Below are 24,711 nucleotides of genomic sequence, written 5' to 3'. Positions count from 1 at the left end.
TCGGTGTTTCATCTCTCCGGCTTCGGCTCCGTCTCCCAGCCGACCCGTCCGCGTCTCATACTGTCGGCTGTCACTTCGGAACGGTACTCGGACCTCCGAGGGTTCGATACCATTCAAGGGATGACACCCGACAGTATCAGTCTTGGACCACGAGTATCGCCGTGTTCGCTCTCCGGTCGACGTACTCGTCGCCGCTCGGCGGTTTGATATCCACCTCCAGTTCACCCTCGTCCTGATTCGGCCCGAGTTCCGGCGAGACGGCGATTGTCGCCGTCCCGTCGTCGCCGGTCGTCGCCGTCTTCGTTTCGTCGAGGTCTGCCGAATCGCCGCGCACGACGACCGTCGCGTCAGCCACGGAGTTCCCGTCCTCGTCGACGACCAGCACTTCGAGATCCTGGTTCCCCGGTGTCACTACATCCGGGGACGGCTCCGCGTCGAGTTCGGTCACCGCGAGGCTACCGACGCCGCTCAACATGTTCATCATTACGCCGAGACTGGCGACGCCGACGACGAGTGCGATGACGAGTCGGATCGGTAACCCTTCGATAGCGCGTTCGTCGTCGGCGAATCGGTCGAACCTTCGCATGGCCCGGTGTGGCCCCGGTTTCCTACATAAACCCTCGTCCGGGGGTTGAAATACGATAGTGGGCCCACACCCGCTGTGACTCCGGACGACCGACCCCACGACCCGTCCGCCGACGGTCCTCGGACCGACGTGATCGGCCGCGCGGACGCCGACGGGCCGACGGCTTCCCTCGGCCGTTTCCGCGCTCGCGACGGGAGTTCCGGTGCGCCGTGTCGCCTCGACGTCGACGGTCCCCACGCCGCGCTCGTCGTCGGTAAGCGAGGATACGGCAAGTCCTACACTCTCGGCGTCCTCGCGGAAGAGCTCTCCCGCGCATCGGGCGTCGCTCCCATCGTCGTCGATCCGATGGGTGTGTTCGACGGGTTAGCGGCGGACGGCGGCGACGTGACAGGGTGCGTTCGGTCGTCGCCGTCGGTGACGGCAGACGCCGTCCCGCCGCGAGCGTGGTGCGAGATGCTCGGTCTCGAACCCTCGTCTGGCGCGGGCGCGTTGGTGTGGCAGTCGGCGGCTGCCGCGGGGTCGCTCGCGGAGATGCGAGCGAGAGCAAGCGACGCCGACGCTCCCGCCGAACAGCGCCGGGCGGCGTCGAACCACCTCGCGCTCGCTGATTCGTGGGGCGTGTTCGCGCCGGACGGCCTGACCGCCGCTGACATCGCGTCCGGGGCGGTGACCGTTCTCGACGTATCCGGACTCTCCGAAGCCGCGATGAACGCGGTCGTCCGTGCCGTCGCCGCGGGGGTATACGAGGCGCGGGTCAGTCGGTCGATTGACCGCCTGCCGTGGGTTCTCGTCGACGAGGCGCACGCCTTCTTCGACGGCGTGGCAGGCCCGGCGCTTCGACGGCTCCTGACTCGCGGCAGACATCCCGGCGTCAGCCTCGTCGCGGCGACGCAACGGCCCAGCGCACTCCCCGCGGTCGCCGTCTCGCAGGCCGATCTGGTGCTGGCCCATCGGTTGACATCTCGGGCAGACCGCGAGGCGTTGGAAGCCGCGCGTCCGACGTACATGGGAGCGTCGTTCGCCGAACGGTCGCCGACTAACCCGGGCGAGATCACGCTCGTCGATGACGCCAGCGAGGCAGTTCACGCGGTGCGTGTTCGAGAGCGGGACACGGTTCACGGCGGAGCGAGTCCGCGGGCGAGCGATGAGAATTGAGTCTGCCAGTAGCCGCACCGCTCGGCGATGAAACGTCTCGCTAAGAAGTCGAGTTTCGGAAGAAGCGCCCGAGGCGGGATTTGAACCCGCGTCACGACCGTGACAGGGTCATATGATGGGCCACTACACCACCCGGGCTTTCCTCTGCAATCGTACGTTCTGCCTGCCATTATTAAGGGGTGTCGATTTCGGCCTGGACCCGTGTGGATAGTCACCGCCCTGCAGTCCGCCGTGCGACTCGTCGTGTTCAAATCCCTTTGTCAGTTTCCACACGTTTTCAGCGGCGTCGCTCGGCGATGAAACGTCTCGCTAAGAAGTCGAGTTTCGGAAGAAGCGCCCGAGGCGGGAGTACGCGATTCCGTCGCGCACGTCGACTGACGAAGTCAGTCGGAATTTGAACCATCTGGACTTCGGTCGCGGCGCTCCCTCGTCCCGTAGTTCAAATCACGGACGCGCCGCTCTTCGATTTTGCAGGTGTTCGCGACACGCAAGGCGGTCGCTCGAAGGGTAGAAATCGAAGAAGCGCCCGAGGCGGGATTTGAACCCGCGTCACGACCGTGACAGGGTCATATGATGGGCCACTACACCACCCGGGCTGAACGCATCCTATCGTATCCGGGTTACACCCTTAAGACTTTCCAAAGATCCCCGCCGTGTGAGTGACCTGCGCACGTCCGCAGTCGGGCAGATCCGTGCCATCTCCCCACAAACGATTTATACTCTTCTCACGTCGTTCCGGATACCTGATCGACAACACAGCTGATCTCGGCCGCCGTCGGATCCGCCCTTTTCTTGCCTAGCCGCGCGTGCCAATTGACTTGGTAAGCCTTAAATCATCCCCGTGTGTAACTCACTGTAGTATCTCGTGATAGCCGCTTCTTCCCTAGTCAGACACACATGGTAGACGTAAGCCAACACAACCTGGTACCAGAGCACTCCGTCCTCGACGAGGCCGAGGTCGACGAGGTGCTGGCCGAGTACGACATAGACCGGACCGACTTGCCGAAGATCAAACGCGCCGACCCCGCGCTGCCGGACGAGGCCGAGGTGGGCAACGTGATCGAGATCATCCGGGACTCCCGAACAACAGACCAAGCAGTCGTGTACCGACTGGTCGTAGAATAATATGGAACAAGAAGACAGACGTTCGATCTCGAAGGAGTATTTCGGAAAAGAACGGCTCGCTGAACACCACTACCGCTCGTTTAACGCCTTCCTTAACCGTGGAATGCAGGAGGTCGTCAACGAGAAAGAGACTATCGACACAGACATCGGCGACAAGGAGGGCGAGGAACCGGTTCACGTCGAACTCGGCGACGTCCGCATCGTGACGCCGCGCGTTCGCGAGGCCGACGGTAGCGAAGAACTGCTGTATCCGCAGGAAGCCCGTCTCCGGAACATCACCTACGCCGCGCCCGTGTTCATGGAGATGGAGATCGTCAAGGGCGACCCCGAGGAGGGCGAAGACCGAGTCGTCGACAGCACCGAGACGAAGGTCGGTCGCATGCCGATCATGGTCGGCTCGGACAAGTGTAACATCGCAGGATTCTCCGACGAGGAGCTAATCGAGATCGGCGAAGACCCCGCTGACCCCGGCGGCTACTTCATCGTCAACGGCTCCGAACGTGTGCTGATGACGAGCGAGGACCTCGCGCCGAACAAGATCCTCGCCGAGTACGACACGAAGTACGGCGACGAGATCCAGGTCGCGAAGACGTTCTCACAGCGCCGGGGGTACCGCGCGCTGGTTCTCGTCGAGCGAACCCGTGACGGCCTGCTCGAAGTGTCGTTCCCGTCGGTTTCGGGGAGCATTAACTTCGTCACGCTCGTCCGGGCGCTCGGCCTGGAATCCGACGAGGAGATCGTTCACCGCGTCTCCGACGACCCGGAGATAGTGAAGTTCATGCTGGAGAACCTGGAGGCGGCCGACGTCCAGACTGAGGAAGGCGCCATCGAGGAACTCGGCGAACGCGTCGCCAGCGGCCAGGGCAAGAACTACCAGCTAAAGCGTGCGAACTACGTCATCGACCGCTATCTCCTCCCGCACCTCCACGAGGAAGGCGTCGACGAGGAAGACGTCCGAATCAACAAGGCGTACTACCTCTGCCGGATGGCCGAGGCCTGCTTCGAACTCGCGCTCGGCCGCCGCGAGTCCGACGACAAGGACCACTACGCGAACAAGCGGCTGAAGGTCAGCGGCGACCTGATGCGGGACCTTTTCCGGACGGCGCTGAACAAGCTCGCCCGGGACGTGAAGTACCAGCTCGAACGCGCAAACATGCGCAACCGTCAGCTGTCGGTCAACACCGTTGTCCGCTCGGACGTACTGACCGAACGGCTGGAACACCCCATCGCGACCGGGAACTGGGTGGGCGGCCGCTCCGGCGTCTCCCAGCTCGTCGACCGGACGAACTTCATGGGTGTCCTGTCGCACCTGCGACGGCTGCGCTCGCCGCTTAGCCGTTCGCAGCCTCACTTCGAGGCGCGTGACCTGCACGCGACTCAGTGGGGACGCATCGGCCCGTCGGAGACGCCCGAGGGACCGAACTGCGGCCTGGTGAAGAACTTCGCGCAGGCGATGGAGCTCTCGCAGAACGTCGAGGACGAACAGGGACTGAAACGAGAACTGGCGTCGATGGGTGTCGAGGGCATCCCCGGCATCGAAGGCGTCGACCGACGCGCGGAGGGGGACTAACACATGAGTCAGCAACAAGAACGCGAGGCGAAAGTCTACGTCAACGGGAGCCTGGTCGGGACCCACCCGGACCCGAACCAGCTCGCGGAACAGATCCGAGAAGCACGGCGACGCGGTGACGTCAGCGAGATGGTGAACGTCTCGGTGAAAGACCGCACTCGCGAAGTCATCGTCAACGCGGACGCGGGACGCGCCCGCCGCCCGCTGCTCGTCGTCGAAGAGGGCGAGACGCTCGTCTCCGACGACGAGATCGCAGCCGTCAAAGACGGGTCGCTCGACTTCGACGACCTTGTCGATAGCGGTTACATCGAATTCATCGACGCCGAGGAGGAAGAAGACATCTACGTCGCCGTCGACAACGACGACGTCTCCGTCGACCACACGCACATGGAGATCGACCCGCAGCTGATATTCAGTATCGGGTCGGGCATGATCCCGTACCCGGAACACAACGCCTCGCCGCGCATTACGATGGGCGCGGGGATGGTCAAGCAGTCGCTCGGCCTGCCGGCGGCGAACTACCGCATCCGCCCGGACACGCGCCAGCATCTCCTGCATTACCCGCAGCTCTCGATGGTCAAGACCCAGACTACCGAGCAGATCGGCTACGACGACCGCCCCGCGGCGCAGAACTTCGTCGTCGCGGTCATGTCCTACGAGGGGTTCAACATCGAGGACGCGCTCGTGCTCAACGGCGGGTCGGTCGACCGCGCGCTCGCCCGTTCGCACTTCCTGCGCACCTACGAGGGCGAGGAACGGCGCTACCCCGGCGGACAGGAGGACCGCTTCGAGATCCCGAGCCAGGACGTCCGCGGCGCTCGCGGCGAGGACGCCTACACGCATCTGGACGAGGACGGCCTCGTGAACCCGGAGACGCAGGTGGACGAGAACAGCGTCCTGCTCGGCAAGACGAGCCCGCCCCGGTTCCTCGAAGAACCGGACGACATGGGCGGTCTGTCGCCCCAGAAGCGCCGCGAGACGAGCGTCACCATGCGCTCGGGTGAGAGCGGCGTGGTCGACACGGTGACGCTGATGGAGGGCGAGGACGGCTCCAAGCTCTCGAAAGTGTCCGTCCGTGACGAGCGTATCCCCGAACTCGGGGACAAGTTCGCGTCGCGACACGGCCAGAAGGGTGTCGTCGGTCACATCGCTCCCCAGGAGGACATGCCGTTCACGCAGGAGGGGGTCGTGCCGGACCTCATCCTGAACCCGCACGCGCTACCGTCGCGGATGACAGTCGGCCACGTACTGGAGATGATCGGCGGTAAGGTCGGGTCGCTTGAAGGCCGCCGCGTCGACGGGACCGCCTTCACCGGCGAGGACGAGGACGAACTCCGCGGGTCGCTGGAGGAGAAAGGCTTCGACTCCAGCGGGAAGGAGATCATGTACTCCGGCGTCACCGGCGAGAAGATCGAGGCGGAGATCTTCGTCGGGACCATTTTCTACCAGAAGCTCTACCACATGGTCTCGAACAAGCTGCACGCTCGCTCGCGCGGGCCGGTGCAGGTGTTGACCCGCCAGCCGACCGAGGGCCGCGCCCGCGAGGGCGGCCTACGCGTCGGGGAGATGGAACGCGACGTTCTCATCGGGCACGGCGCGGCGATGGCACTCAAGGAACGACTCCTCGACGAGTCCGACCGAGAGTTCATCCACGTCTGTGGCAACTGCGGAATGAGTGCCGTCGAGAACGTCGAGCAACAGCGCGTCTACTGTCCGAACTGTGACGAGGAGACGGACGTCCACGAGATCGAGATGAGCTACGCGTTCAAGCTCCTGCTAGACGAGATGAAGGCGCTCGGTATCGCGCCGCGACTGGAACTGGAGGACGCAGTCTAACATGCCCACGAACCAGACACCCAAAGAGATCGGCGAAATCAGCTTCGGGCTGATGGACCCCGAGGAGTATCGGGACATGAGCGCCACGAAGATCATCACGGCCGACACCTACGACGACGACGGGTTCCCCATCGACATGGGGTTGATGGACCCGCGTCTGGGCGTCATCGACCCCGGCCTGGAGTGCAAGACCTGCGGACAGCACTCCGGTTCCTGTAACGGTCACTTCGGCCACATCGAACTCGCCGCGCCCGTCATCCACGTCGGCTTCACGAAGCTCATTCGCCGTCTGCTTCGAGGGACCTGCCGCGAGTGCTCGCGGCTCACGCTGACGGAGGACGAAAAACAGGAGTTCCTCGACCAGCTCCAGACGACGAAAGACCTCGATAACGACGTCAACGACGTGACGAAGGCCGCCATCCGGCAGGCCCGCAAGGCGGACCGTTGTCCGCACTGCGGCGAGGTCCAGTTTGACATCAACCACGAGAAACCGACGACGTACTACGAGGTTCAGCAGGTCCTCTCCAGCGAGTACCCGGAACAGATCGCCGCAGCGATGCAGGGCGACGACGAGGAGGACGAGGAGCCGACCAGCCCCAACGAACTCGCCGAGAAGACAGATATCGTCCTCTCGCGCGTCAACGAGATCCTCTCGGGCGAGTTCCGACCGCGCAAGGAGGACCGCAAGGCGATAGAGAAGGCCCTCGGGATCGACCTCACCGAGGAGGACATGAACAAGCTGATGCCGAGCGACATCCGGGACTGGTTCGAGGACATCCCGGACGAGGACATCGAGGTACTCGGCATCAACCCCGAGCGTTCCCGACCCGAGTGGATGATCCTGACGGTGCTACCGGTGCCGCCGGTGACGGCCCGCCCCTCCATCACGCTCGACAACGGCCAGCGGAGCGAGGACGACCTCACGCACAAGCTGGTCGACATCATCCGCATCAACCAGCGGTTCATGGAGAACCGCGAGGCCGGTGCGCCCCAACTGATCATCGAGGACCTCTGGGAACTGCTGCAGTACCACGTCACGACGTTCATGGACAACGAGATCAGCGGGACGCCGCCGGCGCGTCACCGCTCCGGCCGCCCGCTGAAAACGCTCAGCCAGCGCCTCAAGGGCAAGGAAGGCCGCTTCCGCGGCTCCCTGTCCGGGAAGCGCGTTAACTTCTCTGCCCGGACCGTCATCTCCCCGGACCCGACGCTCAGCCTGAACGAGGTCGGCGTCCCAGACCGCGTCGCCAAGGAGATGACCCAGACGATGAACGTCAACGACCGGAACCTCCGGGACGCTCGTCGCTACGTCTCCAACGGTCCCGAGGGTCACCCCGGCGCGAACTACGTCCGACGACCGGACGGTCGCCGGCTGAAGGTGACCGAGAAGAACTGCGAGGAGCTCGCGGAGAAGGTCGAACCGGGCTGGGAGGTGAACCGTCACCTCATCGACGGCGACATCGTCGTCTTCAACCGCCAGCCGTCGCTTCACCGGATGTCTATCATGGCGCACGAAGTCGTCGTGATGCCGTACAAGACGTTCCGGCTGAACACTGTCGTCTGCCCGCCGTACAACGCGGACTTCGACGGCGACGAGATGAACATGCACGCCCTGCAAAACGAGGAGGCCCGCGCGGAGGCGCGCGTCCTCATGCGCGTGCAAGAACAGATCCTCAGCCCGCGCTTCGGGGAGAACATCATCGGGGCCATCCAGGACCACATCAGCGGGACGTACCTGCTGACACACACGAACCCCGAGTTCAACGAGACGCAGGCACTGGACCTGCTGCGCGCTACGCGCATCGACGAACTGCCCGAACCGAGCGGGACGTACGAGGACGGCGAACCGTACTGGACCGGACGGGACGCCTTCTCGGAGCTCCTGCCCGACGACCTCAACTTGGAGTTCACGAGCGAGGCCGGCGACACGGTCGTCGTCGAGGACGGCCAGCTCGTCGAGGGCACCATCGACGAGGGCGGCGTCGGCGCGTTCGGCGGCGAAGTCGTCGACACCATCGCCAAGGTGTACGGCAAGACGCGAGCCCGACAGTTCATCAACGAGGTCGCCTCGCTGGCGATGCGCTCTATCATGCACTTCGGGTTCTCCATCGGCATCGACGACGAGACGGTGCCGCAGGTCGCCGAGGAGCGCATCAACGAGACGATCACCGACGCGAACGACCGCGTCGAGGAGCTGATCGAGTCGTACGAGAACGGCGACCTCGAGTCGCTCCCGGGCCGCACCGTCGACGAGACGCTGGAGATGAAGATCATGCAGACGCTCGGCCGCGCGCGTGACAACGCGGGCGACATCGCGGAGGAGCACTTCGACGACGATAACCCGGCAGTCGTGATGGCCGAGTCCGGGGCGCGTGGGTCGCTGCTCAACCTGACTCAGATGGCCGGCTGTGTCGGCCAGCAGGCGGTCCGCGGCGAGCGGATCAACCGCGGCTACGAGGACCGCACCCTGAGTCACTACAAGCCCGACGACCTGTCGGCCGACGCCCACGGCTTCGTACAGAACTCATACACGAACGGCCTGACCCCGCGGGAGTTCTTCTTCCACGCGATGGGTGGCCGAGAGGGTCTGGTCGACACGGCAGTCCGGACGTCGAAGTCCGGATACCTGCAGCGCCGTCTCATCAACGCCCTGTCCGAACTGGAGACGCAGTACGACGGTACCGTCCGCGACACCGGCGACACCATCGTCCAGTTCGAGTTCGGAGAGGACAGCACCAGTCCCGTGAAGGTGTCCTCCGGCGAGGAGAACGACATCGACGTCGACAGGATCGCCGACCGGGTTCTGGAAGCCGAGTTCGACGGCGACGAACTCCAGGAGTTCCTCGGCGAGAAGCAACCGGCAACCAATCTCTCGGAACACGCCGAATCCCGGCGGATGGACGCCGCCGGTGACCGCGGCGCAACGAGCGTCGCTTCCGAAGCCCCCCAGGTGAACGATGACTGAGATCACCGACGACATCGAGGCCGTCGTGGAGGACACGAACCTCCCGAAGCGGCTGAAAGACCAGGTGTACAGCACGGTCGACGAGCGAGACGGCGTCACGGTCGAGCAGGCCGACCAGATCGCAAAGGCGGTCGAGAACCGCTATCTCGACACGCGGGTCGACCCGCTCGACCCGGTCGGCACCGTCTCCGCGCAGTCGATCGGCGAACCTGGCACCCAGATGACGATGAACACGTTCCACTACGCGGGCGTCGCGGAGATCGACGTCACGCAGGGGCTTCCGCGGCTCATCGAACTCGTCGACGCTCGGAAAACTCCCGACACGCCGATGATGACGGTGTTTCTGGAGGACGAGTACGCCGACGACCGCGAGCGCGCCCACGAGGTCGTCTGGGGGATCGAGGCGACGAAGATCCTCGCGCTCGGCGACATCTCCACGAACGTCGCCGACATGCGCGTCCAGATCAGCCTGAACGAGGACACGCTGCAGGAACGCTGGCCGCGCGTCGACAGCACGGACGAGATCGCCGGCGAGATCGCCGGGATCATCGAGGACTCGCTGGGCGTCACGACGGTTCAGGACGGGACCAGCGTCGAGTTCGGCCCCGAGGAGCCCAGTTACCGCGACCTCCTGCAACTCGTCGAGGAACTGCGCGACATCACCTTCAAGGGTATCGAGGAGGTCAGCCGCGTCGTCATCCGCAAGGAGGAGCTAGACTCCGGCGAGGAGTTCGTCCTCTACACCGAGGGGTCTGCCTTCGGCGACGTGCTCTCTATCGAGGGCGTCGACGCCTCCCGAACGACCTGCAACAACATCCACGAGATCTACCGCAATCTCGGCGTCGAGGCCGCCCGCGAGGCGATCATCAACGAGACGATGGACACGCTCGAAGAGCAGGGGCTTGACGACGTGAACGTCCGGCACCTGATGCTGGTCTCGGACATCATGACCAACGAGGGAACGATCGAGTCTATCGGCCGGCACGGGATCTCCGGGTCGAAAGACTCCGTGCTGGCCCGCGCCGCGTTCGAGGTGACCGTCAATCACCTGCTCGACGCCGCCATCCACGGCGAGGTCGACGACCTGAACGGCGTCACCGAGAACGTCATCGTCGGCAAGCCGATCAAGCTGGGTACCGGCGACGTCGACCTTAAGATGGGGTCGTTCAGCCGGCAGTCCGGACAGGCTGACTGATGCCGACACGCACCCTCACCGACGCTGCACGGCAGTTCATCGCCGCCTTCGAGGAGGCGACCGACGCAACGGCGCGGGACTGCGTCGTCTTCGAGGGTGAGTCCGACGACGCGGCGGACTCGGCCGACGACGGACCGGGCGACGACCGCGTGGTCATCCTCGTGACCGCGGGCGAGATGGCGGAGGCCATCGGTCCCGGCGGTCAGCACGTCCGCCGCGTCGAGGACCGTATCGGCAGGGACGTCAAACTCGTCGAGGACGCCGACACAGCCGAGGCGTTCGTCGCCAACGCCCTGTCGCCCGCCGCGGTGTACAACGTGACGATAAGCGAGGACGACGAAACGATCGCCTACGCCGAGGTCGCGGAGGAAGACACCGGCGCGGCTATCGGTAAAGGCGGCGAAAACATCGACACTGCGCGGACGCTGGCGAAGCGCCACTACGACATCGACGACGTACAGTTGACGTAGCGGTCGGGTCTCCCCGTCTCCTCTCAGCCGTTCTCCTGACCGGATTCGGCTCGTACGTCGCGCAGAACTAGTCCAGCGAAACGCGTTCAGATACCGTTATCACCCCCTGTCGAGGCTCCTGCTTCCGTAACTCCCCGTCGCAAAAGGGGATGCTTAAGTGCCTCCGTTAGCTACTGGGTTGTACTATGGCAAACGGCAAGTACGCCGCGCGCAAACTCAAGCAGGACCGCCAGAAGCGACGGTGGTCCGACTCCGAGTACGCCCGCAGAGAGCGGGGTCTCGGGGAGAAGTCCGACCCGCTTGAGGGTGCGCCCCAGGGTCGCGGTATCGTCCTCGAAAAGGTGGGCATCGAAGCGAAACAGCCCAACTCGGCCATCCGGAAATGCGTCCGAGTTCAGCTGATCAAAAACGGGAAGCAGGTCACCGCCTTCTGTCCCGGCGATGGAGCTATCTCCTTCATCGACGAACACGACGAGGTCACTATCGCCGGCATCGGCGGTGCGAAGGGTCGAGCGATGGGCGACCTCTCCGGCGTCAACTACAAAGTCGAGAAGGTAAACGGCGTGAGCCTGATCGAACTCGTCCGCGGGAACGCGGAGAAACCGGTGCGATAACCATGGCGGCAGAGGACCAGCCCGAACCGGACGAACCGGTGGGCACGGACGACGACGCCGTCGGTGCGAAGCTGTTCGACCGGTGGGAGGTCACGGGCATCGAGTACGGCGACCCCTCCACCGAGCGGTACATCACCGTCACTCCCATCGCACACACGATGGGTCGTCACGCTTCCAAGCAGTTCCAGAAGTCCGAGATCAGCATCGTCGAGCGGCTCATCAACCGTCTGATGCAGACCGAGGAGAACACGGGGAAGAAACAGCAGTCGCTGAACATCGTTCGCGACGCGTTCGATATCATCCACAACCGCACGGAGGAAAACCCCGTGCAGGTGCTCGTCACGGCCGTCGAGAACGCCGCGCCGCGCGAAGAGACCGTCCGCCTGAAGTACGGTGGCATCTCCGTCCCGAAAGCCGTCGACGTCGCCCCGCAGCGCCGCGTCGACCAGTCGCTGAAGTTCATCGCCGAGGGCGTGTACAACGCCTCGTTCAAGAGCACGACCGACGTCGAGGAGGCGCTCGCCGACCAGTTGCTCGGTGCCGCTAACTACGACGTCCAGACGTACTCGATCAATCAGAAAGAAGAGAAAGAGCGCGTCGCCGCCGCCGCACGGTAATCTTTTCTCTCTCTCGTTTCTCACTCATCGTCCAGTGCCGACAGCGTTCGCCGCCGGTCAGTTCGTCCCCGGCGTTCGGTCAGGCCCGTCCGAGGATAGCCATCACGGCGTCGCGGTCGGGTCCGCCGGCGAACGTCACCCGCTCGCCGTCGCGGGTCCGCTCCGACGCGACGGTAACGAAGTCGCCGTCCAGTAGCCAGCCGCCGTCTCGGGCCTCGCCGCGGTCGTCGTATGCCTCGGCGACCGCGTCCGCCACCGTGCGCGCATCGGTCTCCCACGCCGTTCGCCAGCGGTAGCCGACGCGGCCGTCCCCGTCGCTGTACGCGGCCAGGGAGTCACCGTGCCACTTCCGGAGCAGATCGGAGCGATAGGCTCGCGGCAGGTCGACCGTTTCGGCGGCCTCGCCCTCGACCGCGGCGTCGGAGTCGTCGAGCGACGCGATGTCGAGGGCGACGAACTTGCTGTACAGCGCGTTGACGCCCATTCGAGTCGATTGGACGCGGTTCCACTCCTCGCTCGCCTCGTTCGGGACGTCGACCGACCGGTACGTGATGCCAGTTTCGAAGTACTCCTTCGGAAACATGATGGCGGCCGCCGTCTCGGGCGGCGAACCGTGTTTCTCCCACAGCTGGTCGTAGCCGCCGCGTTCGACGGCCTCGTAGGCGAACAGCGCCCCATTGACGTACGGGATCCGCCGCGGCAGCATCCAGAGGGGAACGTCGACGGCGCGGCGAAACGAGTCGAGCAGGATGCAGGGGTCGTACTCGCCGTCGATGCAGTTCGCGCGATAGCGCCCCTCGACGTAGGTCGCCGTCCCTTCTCTGACGCCGGTGACGGCGTTCTGGCCGTCGTTTGTCGGATCCGATCCATCGGAAACGTCAGTGACGTCGTACTGGATGGCGTGTGTCAGTTCGTGAGCGATGTGCGGTTCGTTCGGGTAGTTCTCCAGGCTGATATCCGGGACGGCCTCCTGTTCGGTTATCGAATCGACGTCTATCTGCTCCGTGTCGGTGAGTGTGATCACCCGGTTCGACATGTTGTATCGGCCGAGTGATCCTGGGGCCCGGTCAGGGCGAGTTGCGGAGCGGAGATGTGTGGCCTTCCCGGTCGCGACCGCGAACGCCCCTCTCGGGCCGGTACGGGACACGACATTCGGGTCTCTCAACTCGATCCTGACCGGGGCATCGAGGTGTTCGCCCGTGATATCGACCGTTCGGTCCAGTGCGCGTTCGCACCGCTCGCGTATCTCGTCGCCGACCCGGTCGCCGAATCGGAGCATCTCCTCGGCCGGTTCGGTCGTCCTCGACGTATTCGCAGTCGTCGCGGTAGTTGAATCGCGGGGGTTAGTCGTATCGGACTCCTCGTTCGACGAGGTACATCCGGCGGTGCCGACGGCAACGCTCGTCGCGATCGATGTCAGGAGGGCTCTACGTCGCATGTATTTCTCCGTCCGAAATGGTGGGTAATTAAACTTCCCGTCCCCGGCCCGGTCGGTTACGGCCACTCGTCGACTGTGTCGATCGCCGTGCCGAGCGTTCCCCGGATATCAGCGAACGACGTGGGCGTTGTGCCGCGTCTGTTGAACAGGACGGCGACGTCGACCCCGTCCCTGCGCTGTTCGAGCATGGTGAACGTTCCGGGGAGTGAACCGAAGTACACGTACGGACCGTCGCCCTCGACTCTCGGTTCGCCGGTGACCCGGTAGTCGTCGGCGAACGAGAGCAAGGTGCGAGTCGTCCCGACGAGTTCGCCGGCCGCGCCGATCCCCTCTAGATGGTAGCCGCCGTCGGGGCAGGGAACGCGGTCAGTCTGGTCGAGCGCCATCACGTTCGGGCACTCGTTCGGACTGTGATAGTCGACTTCGTCGTCCGGCCGGTCCTCCAGAAGCGACGCGCCCTCGTACAGGCGGTCCGGACTCGCTCCGTCGAGCACTGAGTCCCGAACGTACTCGGGATACTCGTCCCCGGTCACCGTCTCGACCAGTAGCCCCAGTAGCGCGTAGCCGAAGTTGGAGTACGCCTCGCTCTCGCCGGGGGAGAACTGGAGGGGTTGCCCGAGCATGAAACGAGCGGTCTGTCGCGTGGTGGGCGGGTTCGAGAGGACCATTCGGGAGGCGATGGCGAAATCGTGGAACACCGGGTCGAAGGTCCGTCTCGGATCCCACCCGCCGGCGTGGTCGAGCAGGTGCTGGACGGTTATCTCGTCGAGGCGCTCGTCCGGGTCGTCCCCGGGAAGCGGGTCGAGGTCGAGCGTCCGGAAGACGCGGGTGTCCGGGTCGAGCGTCCCATCGTCGAACAGCGTGCGGACCGCCGCGTTCGTCATCGCCTTTGTGACGCTCGCGAACCGAAAGCGCGTGTCCGGCCGCGTCGCTTCGGTGCGGTCGGCATCCCGCCAGCCGTACCCGCGCTCGTGGACGACGGTGCCGTTTCTGGCCACGGCCATCGCGGCGGCGGGCACGTCTCGGTCGGACATGAACCCGAGAACCGCCTCGTCCAGCGGTTCGAGTTCGGGGACCGCGTCGCCGGTGACCGGGCGGTCGTTCCGGTCGTCAGTGGTAGTTTCGCCGGTCGTACTCGTCGGTGTCGAGGTTTCGGACGGATCGGTCGTCGTGTCGGTGCCGTCGGTCGCGGACTCGGAACAGCCGGCAAGACCGAGGCCGACCGCAACTGCAGCCGACCGGAGGAACCGCCGGCGGGACCTGTCGGAGATCACACGAGCAGTTTATTTTCCGCTCATATAATGTCGATGAAACGGTCGCTCCGGGAAGTTACTCAAATTCGTTTCAGCGAGCAGTTAACTACCGCCCGGTTCTGTGGCGGATCATGATCACGGACCGCTCGCTGGTTTTCCGCTATTACGCCTTCCGGGCGGCGTCCTCGGTGGGGTTCATCACCCCGGTGTTTACGCTGTTCATGCTCTCTCGTGGGCTGTCCTTCAGCGAGATAGCGACGCTTTCGGCTATCGTCGCGGTCGTCGTCACCGCGGGCGAGATACCGACGGGGTACGTCGGCGACCGCGTCGGCCGCCGGAACAGTCTCGTCGTGAGCACTGCGCTGCTCGTCGCCTCGCTCGTCGGGTTCGTCTGGGCGAACACGTACCCGGCGTTCGTCGTCCTGTACGTCCTCTGGGCGCTGGGGCTGACGTTCGCCTCGGGCAGCGACAGTGCGTGGCTGTACGACGCGCTTCGGGCGCGCGATGCGGAGGACCGGTTCACTCGGATCCGCGGTCGCGGCGAGTCCGTGCGCCGGGCGGCGAGCGTGGTCACGATGATCGCCGGCGGCCTGCTGTACGTCGTCTCTCCGGCGGTTCCCTTTATCGCCGCCGCGGCGCTGAACGTCGTCGGGATCCCGGTCTTGCTGTCGCTGCCGAAAAACGAGGGGTACGCCGACGGAACGGCGGACCGACTCTCCGTGCGGGAGGCCGCTTCTGTCGTCCGCACGGCGCTCACTCGCCCCGAACTCCGTTCGTTCGTTCTCTACGTCGGGATCTTTTTCGGTGCGGTGTCGGCGTCGAACACGTACGTTCAGCCGATCACCGTCGACGTGTTAGAGGCGAACGTCGCGGCGCTCGGCGTGCCCGAAGAGGCGACGATCGGCGTTCTCTACGCCGCCTTTACCGGTGTCTCCGGGGTCGCGAGCTACCACGCTGCGACCGTCGAGTCGCGTCTGGGCCTTCGGACCGCGGTCGTCGGCGTCACCGTCGGCGTCGCCGTGTTGCTCGCTGTCCCGCTCGCGGTACCGTTGCTCGCCGTCCCGACGTTTCTCGCGATGCGAGCGGGCGACGCGATGCTCCGTCCGGTGGCGAACCGCTATCTCAACGACCGGATCGAGGGCGCGGGCAGGGCGACCGTGCTCTCGGCCGCGTCGATGGCCTACGCCCTCATTCGGGTGCCGCTGATCCTCACGGGCGGCGTCGTCGCGGACGCCGCCGGACCGCTCGTCGCCGTCGCCGGATTCGGCGGCACGTTCCTCGTCGGTGCCGCGACGATGTCGTTCGTCGTCACGAGCGTGTTCGGCGATACTCACGGCACGGGTGACGTAGACCGCTCCTGACCACCTCTACGGCCGCCGTGCGGCCCGGCAGGTGAGAGAGAAAGTATTTGCCGGACCGATAATTACGGAGGTGTATGGCAGAACGATTGTCTCGCCGCCGCCTCCTCGCGGTCGCGGGAGCGACAGCCGTCGCCGGCTGTAGCTCGTCCGACACGCCCTCCGACGAAACGACGACCGAAGAGCCCCAGTCGCCGGAGTACGACGTTACCGTGGACCACGATGTCGAGTCGTGGGACGACTACGACCCGGAGTGGGAGTCGCCGACGACCTCGCCCGTCGAGACGGAAGTCAGCGCGGAGATTCTCGTCGAGAACCTCGAGATCCCGTGGGACCTGTCGTTCGCGCCGAACGGCGAACTGTTCATCACCGAACGCGTCGGGCGTATCAAGACGTTCGCGGACGGCGAGGTTCAGGAGGTTGCTGAACCCGCCGACGCCATCGACGCGGGGTCCGTCGAACCCGGTGCGGAAGAAGGTAGCTGGTGGGTCGAGGGCGGCGAGGGCGGCACGCTCGGCGTCGCGGCTCACCCCTCGTATCCGGACCCACCGCTGGTGTACGCCTACTACACCTACGAGGAGGGCGACGAGCGCTACAATAAGGTCGCGTACTTCGACGTGAGCGCCGACGACCCGAGTCGCCACGCCGAGACTATCATCGACGGTATCCCGGCCGACAGTTATCACAACGGCGGCCGGATCACCTTCGGCCCCGAGAACTACCTCTGGGTCACCTGCGGCGACGCCGGCGAAAAACCGCTGGCGCAGGACCGTGACAGTCTTGCGGGGAAGGTCCTCCGTCTGAAACCCGACGGCGACGCCGCACCGGATAACCCGGACGGCGGCGATCCGCGGGTGTTCTCTTACGGACACCGGAACCCGCAGGGCATCACGTTCCTCCCCGACGCGACCCCGGTCGCCGACGAGCACGGGGAGAACGCCCACGACGAGGTGAACGTGTTGACGCCCGGCGGAAACTACGGCTGGCCGGACATCCGCGAGGATGGGGAGGAGTACCTCGACCCCGACGTTCACCCGCCGGTCGTAAACACCGGCAACGAGACGTGGGCACCGACCGGGTCGGTGTTTTACACGGGCGACGGCGTTTCCGCGTGGCAGAACCGCCTCGTTCTCGGCACGCTCGCCGGCCAGCACGTCAACGTGGTCACGCTCTCGCAACCGGACCGCGACCTGCCGCCCGCCGAAAACGGCCGGCGCTTCGACGACGACTTTTACGACGATAGCTACACCGCAACGTCTCACAAGACGTTCGAGGACGAACTCGGCCGCGTCCGCCACGTCGAACAGGGCCCGGACGGCGCGCTGTACGGCGTCACGTGTAACCGCGACGGTCGCGCGGACGGCGATTTCCCGACAGAGCGCGACGACGTGCTGGTGCGGTTCACGCCCGAAGAGGAGTAACGTACCGGCGTCCGGTGGCGACGGTACTCCTGACCAGCGTTCTGTTCGGCCTGTCGTTCGCGGTCGTCTTCGCTTCGTGTACGGGACGCTACTAGGGACAGTTTACGCCGCACTTCGGGAACGTCCCGGTAGAACTTCCATGCATCAGCGTCTTCCGCGTATCAGTTCCTTCCGTGCACCAGCGGACTCCAGGTATTAGCGCCCGTGAGACGCCCGACTCACTGCTTGAGGACGTACCGAGCGATTTCGGTCGTCCCGCAGACGGGACACGACTCATCGTCGGCATCGACCGCGACGCCGCAGTGACGGCACTCGTGGAGGATCCTGGTCCCGTCTTCGACGGGATCGTCGGCGTCCGTCAGCAGTTCCTGTAGCCAGTCGCGTACTGTCATAGTGTGGAATTCATTCGTTGCCGCTGCCGCCGCCGCGGAACGTCCCTAGCGTGATGTCCTGCGACTTCATCGGTCGCTTCGAGTTTCGAGATGCGGTTTCGAACTGTTGCGGCGGAGACGTTGACTGTTTCGGCGCTCGTCGGCGCGGAGACTCCCCTCTCGTCCGTCTTCATGGCGTGGACGCTCCGACTGTCTATCTCGTCGAGTCGGTGGTCCCTGTCGTTCGCTGGGTCGTCCCGCTCCATTCGCTGTAATGATCTACGGCGGGGACTCGTCAAATAAGTGTTTTGTTGATCGGTACGGTAATATTGGGTAGAGATCGGTACTGATACGAAAATATACGACCGGACAGACCCGACTATAAATAATTTCTATCTATCTATAGTAGGATTAAAGCGCCGAATATCGGGCTGTTGGCGGGGGTGCGGCCCGGGATCACGAGCGCCGGTCCGGGTCCGGAACTGAATCTCAGTTGACAGCGGTGGCGTCCCGAGTCGACGCGCCGGGTGCTCGTTAGCGGCCCCACTCGTAGAACCACCACGCGATACCGAACAGCAGTAGTCCCGCGCCGAGCGTCGACGACGCCGGTTCGGGGACAATGAACAGCACGAACCCGACGAGGATCAGGGCGGACGGTTCTATCTCGTTCCACGCGTCAGGCCAAAACGGAAGCGCCATGCCCGTCGTATGCCCTCGACGACCAAATAGTCTACCCGTCAGTCTGCCGCCTGGTTGTCCTGTACCGCGTACTCGCGGGTCACGTCGACCAGCGCTTTCCGGTACTCGCTCTCGTCTGGGTCCTCGGAGAGCGAGCGGAAGTGTCGACGGAACGTGTCGAGGCTGATGCCCGGTGCGTCCTTCGCCGCGGCGTCGGCGAGGTCGTAGAGGCGGTGGTCGGCGTCGACCAGGTCGTGGCGCTCGACCATGGCCAACGCGAACGCGGCGTTGACGGCCGTGATCTCCGGATCAGCCGCGGGATCAGTGAGCCTGGAGACGGCACGGGGTGCCCGCCCCGGAGCGTCGGCGATAGCGCCTGCCAGACTCGACTCCAGGAAGGCGACGAGTTTGTCGGGCGGGCCGACCTGAAGGGTGATGTCGTCGGCGTAGATGTCTTTCATGTGGTTGGCGATCTGGTAGCAGTGCGTGAGTCGGCGGCGTTCGACGGACTTGCCGGCGAGTGCGAGATACAGCGCTTCTTCCGTCGACTGCGTGTGTGACGGGTGGCCCCCCTCGTGACGGCGCATGTGCGCGTACTCGTGGAGTGCGAGTTCGCGCGCCATCGCGCTTGTCGCCGCCTGACGGGAGATGTTGAGAACGTGATGGTCCGCGTCGTGGCCGGTCCACGTGCGCTCGTCCGGGTCCTCCCGGATCCGCACGTGAACCGGGCGGTCGACGTCGTACTCCGTCTCGAAGATGTCCTGTGCGCTGAGAAACGGCGCGGCCGGCCCAGGTCCCTGCACGCGAACGTCCATGCGTACACCTACCAGGGGACGGAACGATATGACTCTTGTCCCGGTGTTGCGAAGCGCTGCGCGCTTCGACCAGGGACGAGCGGGCCATCCCGCTCACCGGGCTACGTCCGCGGTCGGTACCTGCTCGGCGTCGGTGATGGTCCGGGTGACACCTTCCACGTCGAGGACGAAGTCCGTGCCGAACGCCGAGGCCGGCGTCTGGAACCCGTCCGAGACCTCGCCCGCGAGCATTCGCTTCGCGGCCTCGACCGCAGTCGCCGTCGCGAGGTCGTAGGTGTCCGGCGTCTCTAACACTGCCGTCACGTGGCTTCCCTCGTCGTCGACGACCCGTCCCCAGACACGGGTCGTGCTTAGCGCGCGTTCGCGCGCGGTCGGCCCGGACAGCGCGGCGTCCGCAAGCACTTCGAGCGCCCGACGAACCGGCGTCAGCCCGAGCACCGGGACGAGGGGCCGGATTCGGCGCATGACCGAGACGGCGTACTCCGGCACCGTCGCGTACACTTCGATGTTCTCGATCCCAGTCGAGTAGTACGCCGTCGAGACGTCTCCCCACGGTACGGTGACGCCAGTTTTCGCCGTCTCGTCACCGAAGTCGAACTCGCGGCGTTTCCACGCCGCTGGCACGTACCGTATCGCTCCGTTCTTCCGCACTGCGCCGGCCTGTGGCAGTTCCTCAAGTATCGATTTCACGGTCCCCGGGGAGAACGTTCCTAACCCGTCGAGCGCCAGCGTCAGTTCCGTCGCGGAGCGCAACTGCGACTCCAGAAACCCGGACAGACAGTCCGTCGCGACCACGTCGAACCCGACGCCGGGGACGAGCGACACGCCGTCTTTCTCGGCGTCGCGGTCCCGCTCCGCGACCCCTTCCAGTACGTCTATCTCGCCGGCCAAGTCGAGGTAGTCAGTCCCGGTTTCCATGCACGCCGTCGTCAGGCGCTCGGTCGTCCGGGAGAACGGCCCCGCGCAGTTCAGCACCGCGTCGGCCGCTGCGACGCGGTCCTCGACGACTGTCCCGTGTTCGAGACTGAACACCTCGTGGTCGAGTCCGAGGTCGGTGGCCTGCCGCTCGACTTGTTCCGCGTCACGCCCGGCGACTGTCGGGTCGAGACCGCGGTCGACCGCCCGCTGAGTGATCAGGCTTCCGGCGTAGCCGTACGATCCGTATATCAGGAGATCCCCTCCCATACCGGATAGTACGACCCACACCACCAAAACGATGGGTCGGTAAGCGATCGGAGATCCGTCGGCTCAAAAACGGTGGGGCCTCCCGCGGCGACGAACCACCTCGACTCGTTTCACTCGTCGCGAGCTTTCCCTTTGTCTCTCCCGTCGGCGAAGACGAAACGCCGTCTCGTCACTCTGTTCGTGTCGAGCTACGTCGGTTCCTCCGTCGCCGACGAAACACTACCCTTTTCACTCCGCTGGCGATATGAGTGGGTAATGGGTAGACGCAAGAAGATCGTCGAACAGTGCGAGCGACTGATGGACGAACCGGAGAACATCCGGAACATCGCCATCGCCGCACACGTCGACCACGGCAAGACGACACTGACGGACAACCTGCTCGCCGGCGCGGGCATGATCTCCGACGACACCGCGGGGGAACAACTCGCCATGGACACGGAGGAGGACGAACAGGAACGCGGCATCACGATCGACGCCGCTAACGTCTCCATGACCCACGAGTACGAGGACACCGACCACCTCATCAACCTCATCGACACGCCGGGCCACGTCGACTTCGGCGGTGACGTTACCCGTGCGATGCGTGCCGTCGACGGTGCGCTCGTCGTCGTCGACGCTGTCGAGGGCGCGATGCCGCAGACGGAAACGGTGCTTCGTCAGGCGCTACGGGAGGGCGTGAAGCCGACCCTGTTCATTAACAAGGTCGACCGCCTCATCTCCGAACTGCAGGAGGGTCCCGAGGAGATGCAGAACCGCCTCCTCTCGGTGATCCGCGAGGTGAACGACCTCATCCGCGGCATGACCGAGGAGATGGACGACATCGACGACGACTGGACGGTGTCCGTCGAGGGCGGAACCGTCGGATTCGGGTCGGCGCTGTACAAGTGGGGCGTCTCGTTCCCGTCGATGCAGCGAACCGGCATGGACTTCGCCGACATCATGGACCTAGAGCGCAACGACAAGCGCCAGGAGCTCCACGAGCGAACGCCGCTGTCGGACGTCGTGCTCGACATGGTCTGCGAGCACTTCCCGAACCCCGTGGACGCGCAGCCCCGTCGTATCCCGCGCATCTGGCGCGGCGACGCGGACTCCGAACTCGCCGACACGATGCGTCTGGTCGACGAAGAGGGCGAAGTCGTTCTGATGGTCACTGACATCGGCGTCGACCCCCACGCGGGGGAGATCGCCGCCGGCCGCGTCTTCTCCGGGACCCTAGAGAAGGGCCAGGAACTGTACGTCTCCGGGACTGCCGGGAAGAACCGGATCCAGAGCGTCGGCATCTACATGGGTGGCGAGCGCGAGGAGGTCGAACGCGTTCCCGCAGGGAACATCGCCGCCGTCACGGGCCTCAAGGACGCCATCGCCGGTTCTACCGTCTCCTCCGTGGAGATGACGCCGTTCGAGTCCATCGAGCACATCTCGGAGCCGGTCATCACCAAGTCCGTCGAGGCGAAGAACATGGACGACCTGCCGAAGCTCATCGAGACGCTGCGGCAAGTGTCCAAGGAGGACCCGACGATCCAGATCGAGATCAACGAGGAGACGGGCGAACACCTGATCTCCGGACAGGGCGAACTCCACCTGGAAGTCCAGACCCAGCGCATCGAGCGCAACCAGGGGATCCCGGTCAACACCGGTGAGCCCATCGTCGTCTTCCGCGAGGCTCCCCAGGAGCCAACTCAGGAAGTCGAGGGGATCTCGCCGAACCGTCACAACCGCTTCTACATCTCGCTACAGCCGCTGACGGACGACATCGTCGACGCGATCCAGCTCGGCGATGTCTCCATGGACGTGCCCGAGCAGGAGCGCCGCGAGGCGCTGCAGGAAGCGGGGATGGAGAAAGACGCGTCCCAGAACGTCGAACACATTCACGGGACGAACATCCTCATCGACGACACGAAGGGTATCCAGCACCTGAACGAGACGATGGAACTCGTCATCGAGGGCCTCGAAGAGGCGCTCGACGACGGTCCGCTCGCGGCCGAGCCCGTACAGGGGTCGCTCATCCGCCTGCACGACGCTCGACTCCACGAGGACACCATCCACCGGGGTCCCGCACAGGTCATCCCGGCGGTCCGCGAGGCTGTCCACCGCGCGCTCATCCGCGGTGAGGTTCGACTCCTCGAACCGATTCAGGACGTCCGCATCGACGTTCCGAACGAGTACATGGGCTCGGCTTCCGGCGAGATTCAGGGTCGCCGTGGCCGCGTCGACGACATGTACCAGGAAGGCGACCTGATGGTCGTCGAGGGCGTCGCACCCGTCGAGGAGATGATCGGCTTCTCCAGCGACATCCGCTCGGCCACGGAAGGCCGCGCCTCCTGGAACACCGAAAACGCCGGCTTCCAGGTCATGGCTGACAACCTTCAGCGCGACCAGATCATGGAGATCCGCGAGCGTAAGGGGATGAAGCTGGAGCTACCGGAGTCCATCGACTACTTCTAACGACACCTCGCATTCCCGCGTTTTTTCGACGCTTACCCGTATTCGGACGCGGTTTCGAGACGCTTACCTCCGCAAGTAGTTCTCTCTCAGAGCGCACTCGCGTCAACCACGTCTCCGCGGCGCTCCCCAGCGCACGGTCCGTTTGTCTCCCCGACAACGACGGCTTAACCCCCGTTTCGTACCGGGTAGGTCGAAACTGTCGTTGGGGTTTATTCTCGCCAGGGTCGTGGCCTCGGCTGTCGCTGTGACCGCTCGGTGCGGACACAGAGGTGATATTCATGAGAGACCGCGATACGCCAGACCGTCGACCGACAGGCGAACGGAACCAGTCCCAGGGCCGACAGGGTCCTGACCGACGAGAACAACGAGGCGGGCAACAGCCGCCGAGACAGGGCCAGCAGGGCGGCGCTCCGCAGGGAACGCCGGGCACCGGACAACCGCCACAGCGAGGCGGACAGCGGGGACAACAGGGCGGCGGGTACACTCCGCCGGGTCAGCAGTCCCACCACACCCCGCCTAGCGGGACTGGCCAGCAGGGGCCCCGGCTCTCCGGCGGCCAGCAGGGAGGAGGCGAACGGCCCCAGTCTCGGCCGACGGCCCAGCAACAGCACCAGCCCCACCACGGCAGTACGCATCAGGCCGGACAGACTGGGCAGCAGTCGGCTTTCGGACAGCCCGGACAGCAATCCGGTTTCGGACAGGGGGGACAGCAGAGCCAGCAAGGCCGACAGGCCCCGCCGGAACAGCACGGAGTCCAGCCGGGACCAACCGGCCAACAGTCCGGCGGCCAACAAGCCGGACAGGGGATGGCACGGACACAGACCGGCCAGCAGTTCGGCGGGGTACAACAGCAGCACTCGCCCGCACGGAACATTCCGATCGAACCCGTCGGCGTCGAACGCATCGCCCGGGAAGAGGTAATCACCGCGGACCGGGACACGCCCATCGCCACGGTCGTCGCGATGATGGAAGAACAGGACGTGGGGACCGTCGTGATCACGGAGGACGACCGCCCGGCGGGTATCATCACCGACCGGAAGATAGCGCTCGCGCTGGAGGAGACGCCCGATCTCACCCAGCGGTCCGTCGAGGATCTGATGAGCGAGGACCCGGTGACCGTCACTCAGGACGAGGAACTGTTCGACGCGGTCCGGACGCTGAGCGAGAACGACATCCGACGGGTACCGGTCGTCGATGACGAGGGGACGCTGTCGGGGATCCTCTCGCTCGACGACGTGCTGGTCGTGCTCTCCGGGGAACTCAGTTCGGCGACTGACGTCATCCGAGAGCAATCGCCGCGGTTCTGATACTGTCGGCTGTCACTTCGGAACGACACTCGGACTCCGGGGGGCCGATATCCTGCAAGGGAGTACAGCCAACAGTATGTGGCCCACATCACGCGTTGATCCGGTTCTCGGCCGGGCGCGGTGCCGGGAGACCTGCCGGAGAGTTCGTCTATCTTTCGCCGTTCCGTTGCCGTCTGGCACGAGCCCGACTCGACGGCGACGAAATCGCTGATACACTGGCGGCGTACAGTCGGGCGTCGAGGAACGCGATACGGACACCGCCTCGATCCGTCGGAGACATTTGCAAATGAGTGAACTCTTTACCGCA

21 protein-coding genes and 2 tRNA genes are annotated in these 24,711 nt (G+C 64.9%); 13 read left to right on the top strand and 10 right to left on the bottom strand.

Annotation, left to right across the window (positions count from 1 at the left end):
* Nucleotides 1–136: 136 nt before the first annotated feature.
* On the bottom strand, nucleotides 137–586 hold the full coding sequence (locus EYW42_RS03705) for a DUF7382 domain-containing protein (RefSeq protein ID WP_135533898.1): 450 nt from the start codon (nucleotides 584–586) through the stop codon (nucleotides 137–139).
* A 75-nt stretch (nucleotides 587–661) separates the two neighbouring features.
* Between EYW42_RS03705 and EYW42_RS03700 the strand changes: the two genes are divergently transcribed.
* Nucleotides 662–1,741: an ATP-binding protein gene (locus tag EYW42_RS03700; RefSeq protein WP_237561266.1), complete on the top strand. Its 1,080-nt coding sequence runs from the start codon at nucleotides 662–664 to the stop codon at nucleotides 1,739–1,741.
* A 65-nt stretch (nucleotides 1,742–1,806) separates the two neighbouring features.
* On the opposite strand, the gene EYW42_RS03695 is transcribed toward EYW42_RS03700, so the two are convergent.
* Both EYW42_RS03695 and EYW42_RS03690 read right to left on the bottom strand, forming a co-directional pair.
* Nucleotides 1,807–1,879: transfer RNA gene (locus tag EYW42_RS03695), tRNA-Asp, on the bottom strand.
* 385 nt (nucleotides 1,880–2,264) lie between these two features.
* Nucleotides 2,265–2,337 (bottom strand) — tRNA-Asp (locus tag EYW42_RS03690).
* Between the two features lie 301 nt (nucleotides 2,338–2,638).
* Between EYW42_RS03690 and EYW42_RS03685 the strand changes: the two genes are divergently transcribed.
* From EYW42_RS03685 to EYW42_RS03650, 8 genes are all read left to right on the top strand, one after another.
* The gene (locus tag EYW42_RS03685; RefSeq protein ID WP_135533897.1) at nucleotides 2,639–2,866 is read left to right on the top strand and encodes a DNA-directed RNA polymerase subunit H; all 228 of its coding nucleotides are present in this window, start codon (nucleotides 2,639–2,641) and stop codon (nucleotides 2,864–2,866) included.
* A gap of 1 nt (nucleotide 2,867) precedes the next feature.
* Nucleotides 2,868–4,436 (top strand): DNA-directed RNA polymerase subunit B'', encoded by a 1,569-nt coding sequence (locus tag EYW42_RS03680; protein ID WP_135533896.1) that lies wholly within the window; start codon nucleotides 2,868–2,870, stop codon nucleotides 4,434–4,436.
* Between the two features lie 3 nt (nucleotides 4,437–4,439).
* Nucleotides 4,440–6,272, top strand: a complete 1,833-nt coding sequence (rpoB, locus tag EYW42_RS03675) for a DNA-directed RNA polymerase subunit B (RefSeq protein ID WP_135533895.1) — start codon at nucleotides 4,440–4,442, stop codon at nucleotides 6,270–6,272.
* 1 nt (nucleotide 6,273) lies between these two features.
* Entirely contained in the window at nucleotides 6,274–9,237 is a 2,964-nt protein-coding gene (locus EYW42_RS03670) for a DNA-directed RNA polymerase subunit A' (protein WP_135533894.1), read from the top strand.
* Nucleotides 9,230–10,432, top strand: a complete 1,203-nt coding sequence (rpoA2, locus tag EYW42_RS03665; protein ID WP_135533893.1) for a DNA-directed RNA polymerase subunit A'' — start codon at nucleotides 9,230–9,232, stop codon at nucleotides 10,430–10,432. Before EYW42_RS03670 ends, rpoA2 begins: the two co-directional genes overlap by 8 nt.
* A complete protein-coding gene (locus tag EYW42_RS03660; RefSeq protein WP_135533892.1) occupies nucleotides 10,432–10,902 on the top strand; it encodes a NusA-like transcription termination signal-binding factor in 471 nt (156 codons plus the stop codon). The genes rpoA2 and EYW42_RS03660 overlap by 1 nt, the downstream gene beginning before the upstream one ends.
* 185 nt (nucleotides 10,903–11,087) lie before the next feature.
* The gene (locus EYW42_RS03655; RefSeq protein ID WP_135533891.1) at nucleotides 11,088–11,516 is read left to right on the top strand and encodes a 30S ribosomal protein S12; all 429 of its coding nucleotides are present in this window, start codon (nucleotides 11,088–11,090) and stop codon (nucleotides 11,514–11,516) included.
* Between the two features lie 2 nt (nucleotides 11,517–11,518).
* Nucleotides 11,519–12,133, top strand: coding sequence for a 30S ribosomal protein S7 (locus EYW42_RS03650; RefSeq protein ID WP_135533890.1), 615 nt, complete (start codon nucleotides 11,519–11,521; stop codon nucleotides 12,131–12,133).
* A gap of 79 nt (nucleotides 12,134–12,212) precedes the next feature.
* Here EYW42_RS03650 and EYW42_RS03645 read toward each other — a convergent pair whose 3' ends face one another.
* On the bottom strand, nucleotides 12,213–13,571 hold the full coding sequence (locus EYW42_RS03645; RefSeq protein WP_135533889.1) for a hypothetical protein: 1,359 nt from the start codon (nucleotides 13,569–13,571) through the stop codon (nucleotides 12,213–12,215).
* 56 nt (nucleotides 13,572–13,627) lie between these two features.
* Nucleotides 13,628–14,845, bottom strand: a complete 1,218-nt coding sequence (locus tag EYW42_RS03640; protein WP_135533888.1) for a serine hydrolase domain-containing protein — start codon at nucleotides 14,843–14,845, stop codon at nucleotides 13,628–13,630.
* A gap of 110 nt (nucleotides 14,846–14,955) precedes the next feature.
* On the opposite strand from EYW42_RS03640, the gene EYW42_RS03635 reads away from it, so the two are divergent.
* Nucleotides 14,956–16,185, top strand: coding sequence for an MFS transporter (locus EYW42_RS03635; RefSeq protein ID WP_202613796.1), 1,230 nt, complete (start codon nucleotides 14,956–14,958; stop codon nucleotides 16,183–16,185).
* 74 nt (nucleotides 16,186–16,259) lie between these two features.
* Entirely contained in the window at nucleotides 16,260–17,603 is a 1,344-nt protein-coding gene (locus EYW42_RS03630) for a PQQ-dependent sugar dehydrogenase (protein WP_135533887.1), read from the top strand.
* Between the two features lie 218 nt (nucleotides 17,604–17,821).
* Here the strand turns inward: EYW42_RS03630 and EYW42_RS19695 are convergent, their stop codons facing one another.
* The 5 genes from EYW42_RS19695 to EYW42_RS03615 form a co-directional block, all read right to left on the bottom strand.
* Nucleotides 17,822–17,995 carry a hypothetical protein gene (locus EYW42_RS19695; protein WP_168192900.1) on the bottom strand — a complete coding sequence of 58 codons (174 nt, stop codon included), beginning with the start codon at nucleotides 17,993–17,995 and terminating at the stop codon, nucleotides 17,822–17,824.
* On the bottom strand, nucleotides 17,992–18,240 hold the full coding sequence (locus EYW42_RS03625; protein ID WP_135533886.1) for a hypothetical protein: 249 nt from the start codon (nucleotides 18,238–18,240) through the stop codon (nucleotides 17,992–17,994). The genes EYW42_RS19695 and EYW42_RS03625 overlap by 4 nt, the downstream gene beginning before the upstream one ends.
* A 268-nt stretch (nucleotides 18,241–18,508) precedes the next feature.
* Nucleotides 18,509–18,673, bottom strand: coding sequence for a hypothetical protein (locus EYW42_RS19690; protein WP_202613795.1), 165 nt, complete (start codon nucleotides 18,671–18,673; stop codon nucleotides 18,509–18,511).
* A 38-nt stretch (nucleotides 18,674–18,711) separates the two neighbouring features.
* Nucleotides 18,712–19,467: a DUF5781 family protein gene (locus tag EYW42_RS03620; RefSeq protein WP_135533885.1), complete on the bottom strand. Its 756-nt coding sequence runs from the start codon at nucleotides 19,465–19,467 to the stop codon at nucleotides 18,712–18,714.
* 93 nt (nucleotides 19,468–19,560) lie between these two features.
* Entirely contained in the window at nucleotides 19,561–20,652 is a 1,092-nt protein-coding gene (locus EYW42_RS03615) for a saccharopine dehydrogenase family protein (RefSeq protein WP_135533884.1), read from the bottom strand.
* Nucleotides 20,653–20,907: 255 nt separating this feature from the next.
* Between EYW42_RS03615 and EYW42_RS03610 the strand changes: the two genes are divergently transcribed.
* A complete protein-coding gene (locus tag EYW42_RS03610; protein WP_135533883.1) occupies nucleotides 20,908–23,097 on the top strand; it encodes an elongation factor EF-2 in 2,190 nt (729 codons plus the stop codon).
* 278 nt (nucleotides 23,098–23,375) lie between these two features.
* On the top strand, nucleotides 23,376–24,404 hold the full coding sequence (locus EYW42_RS20055) for a CBS domain-containing protein (protein ID WP_237561265.1): 1,029 nt from the start codon (nucleotides 23,376–23,378) through the stop codon (nucleotides 24,402–24,404).
* Nucleotides 24,405–24,711: the final 307 nt, after the last annotated feature.

Origin of the sequence: Halostella pelagica, from assembly GCF_004762015.1 — an archaeon.
Taxonomy (GTDB): domain Archaea; phylum Halobacteriota; class Halobacteria; order Halobacteriales; family Natronoarchaeaceae; genus Halostella; species Halostella pelagica.
This window is presented reverse-complemented; position numbering and strand designations above follow the sequence as displayed.

Coding starts and splice junctions, on each gene's coding strand:
- EYW42_RS03705 (WP_135533898.1), bottom strand. CDS start 586: ATGCGAAGGTTCGACCGATTCGCCGACGACGAACGCGCTATCGAAGGG.
- EYW42_RS03685 (WP_135533897.1), top strand. CDS start 2,639: ATGGTAGACGTAAGCCAACACAACCTGGTACCAGAGCACTCCGTCCTC.
- EYW42_RS03680 (WP_135533896.1), top strand. CDS start 2,868: ATGGAACAAGAAGACAGACGTTCGATCTCGAAGGAGTATTTCGGAAAA.
- rpoB (WP_135533895.1), top strand. CDS start 4,440: ATGAGTCAGCAACAAGAACGCGAGGCGAAAGTCTACGTCAACGGGAGC.
- EYW42_RS03670 (WP_135533894.1), top strand. CDS start 6,274: ATGCCCACGAACCAGACACCCAAAGAGATCGGCGAAATCAGCTTCGGG.
- rpoA2 (WP_135533893.1), top strand. CDS start 9,230: ATGACTGAGATCACCGACGACATCGAGGCCGTCGTGGAGGACACGAAC.
- EYW42_RS03660 (WP_135533892.1), top strand. CDS start 10,432: ATGCCGACACGCACCCTCACCGACGCTGCACGGCAGTTCATCGCCGCC.
- EYW42_RS03655 (WP_135533891.1), top strand. CDS start 11,088: ATGGCAAACGGCAAGTACGCCGCGCGCAAACTCAAGCAGGACCGCCAG.
- EYW42_RS03650 (WP_135533890.1), top strand. CDS start 11,519: ATGGCGGCAGAGGACCAGCCCGAACCGGACGAACCGGTGGGCACGGAC.
- EYW42_RS03645 (WP_135533889.1), bottom strand. CDS start 13,571: ATGCGACGTAGAGCCCTCCTGACATCGATCGCGACGAGCGTTGCCGTC.
- EYW42_RS03635 (WP_202613796.1), top strand. CDS start 14,956: ATGATCACGGACCGCTCGCTGGTTTTCCGCTATTACGCCTTCCGGGCG.
- EYW42_RS03630 (WP_135533887.1), top strand. CDS start 16,260: ATGGCAGAACGATTGTCTCGCCGCCGCCTCCTCGCGGTCGCGGGAGCG.
- EYW42_RS19695 (WP_168192900.1), bottom strand. CDS start 17,995: ATGACAGTACGCGACTGGCTACAGGAACTGCTGACGGACGCCGACGAT.
- EYW42_RS03625 (WP_135533886.1), bottom strand. CDS start 18,240: ATGGAGCGGGACGACCCAGCGAACGACAGGGACCACCGACTCGACGAG.
- EYW42_RS19690 (WP_202613795.1), bottom strand. CDS start 18,673: ATGGCGCTTCCGTTTTGGCCTGACGCGTGGAACGAGATAGAACCGTCC.
- EYW42_RS03620 (WP_135533885.1), bottom strand. CDS start 19,467: ATGGACGTTCGCGTGCAGGGACCTGGGCCGGCCGCGCCGTTTCTCAGC.
- EYW42_RS03615 (WP_135533884.1), bottom strand. CDS start 20,652: ATGGGAGGGGATCTCCTGATATACGGATCGTACGGCTACGCCGGAAGC.
- EYW42_RS03610 (WP_135533883.1), top strand. CDS start 20,908: ATGGGTAGACGCAAGAAGATCGTCGAACAGTGCGAGCGACTGATGGAC.
- EYW42_RS20055 (WP_237561265.1), top strand. CDS start 23,376: ATGAGAGACCGCGATACGCCAGACCGTCGACCGACAGGCGAACGGAAC.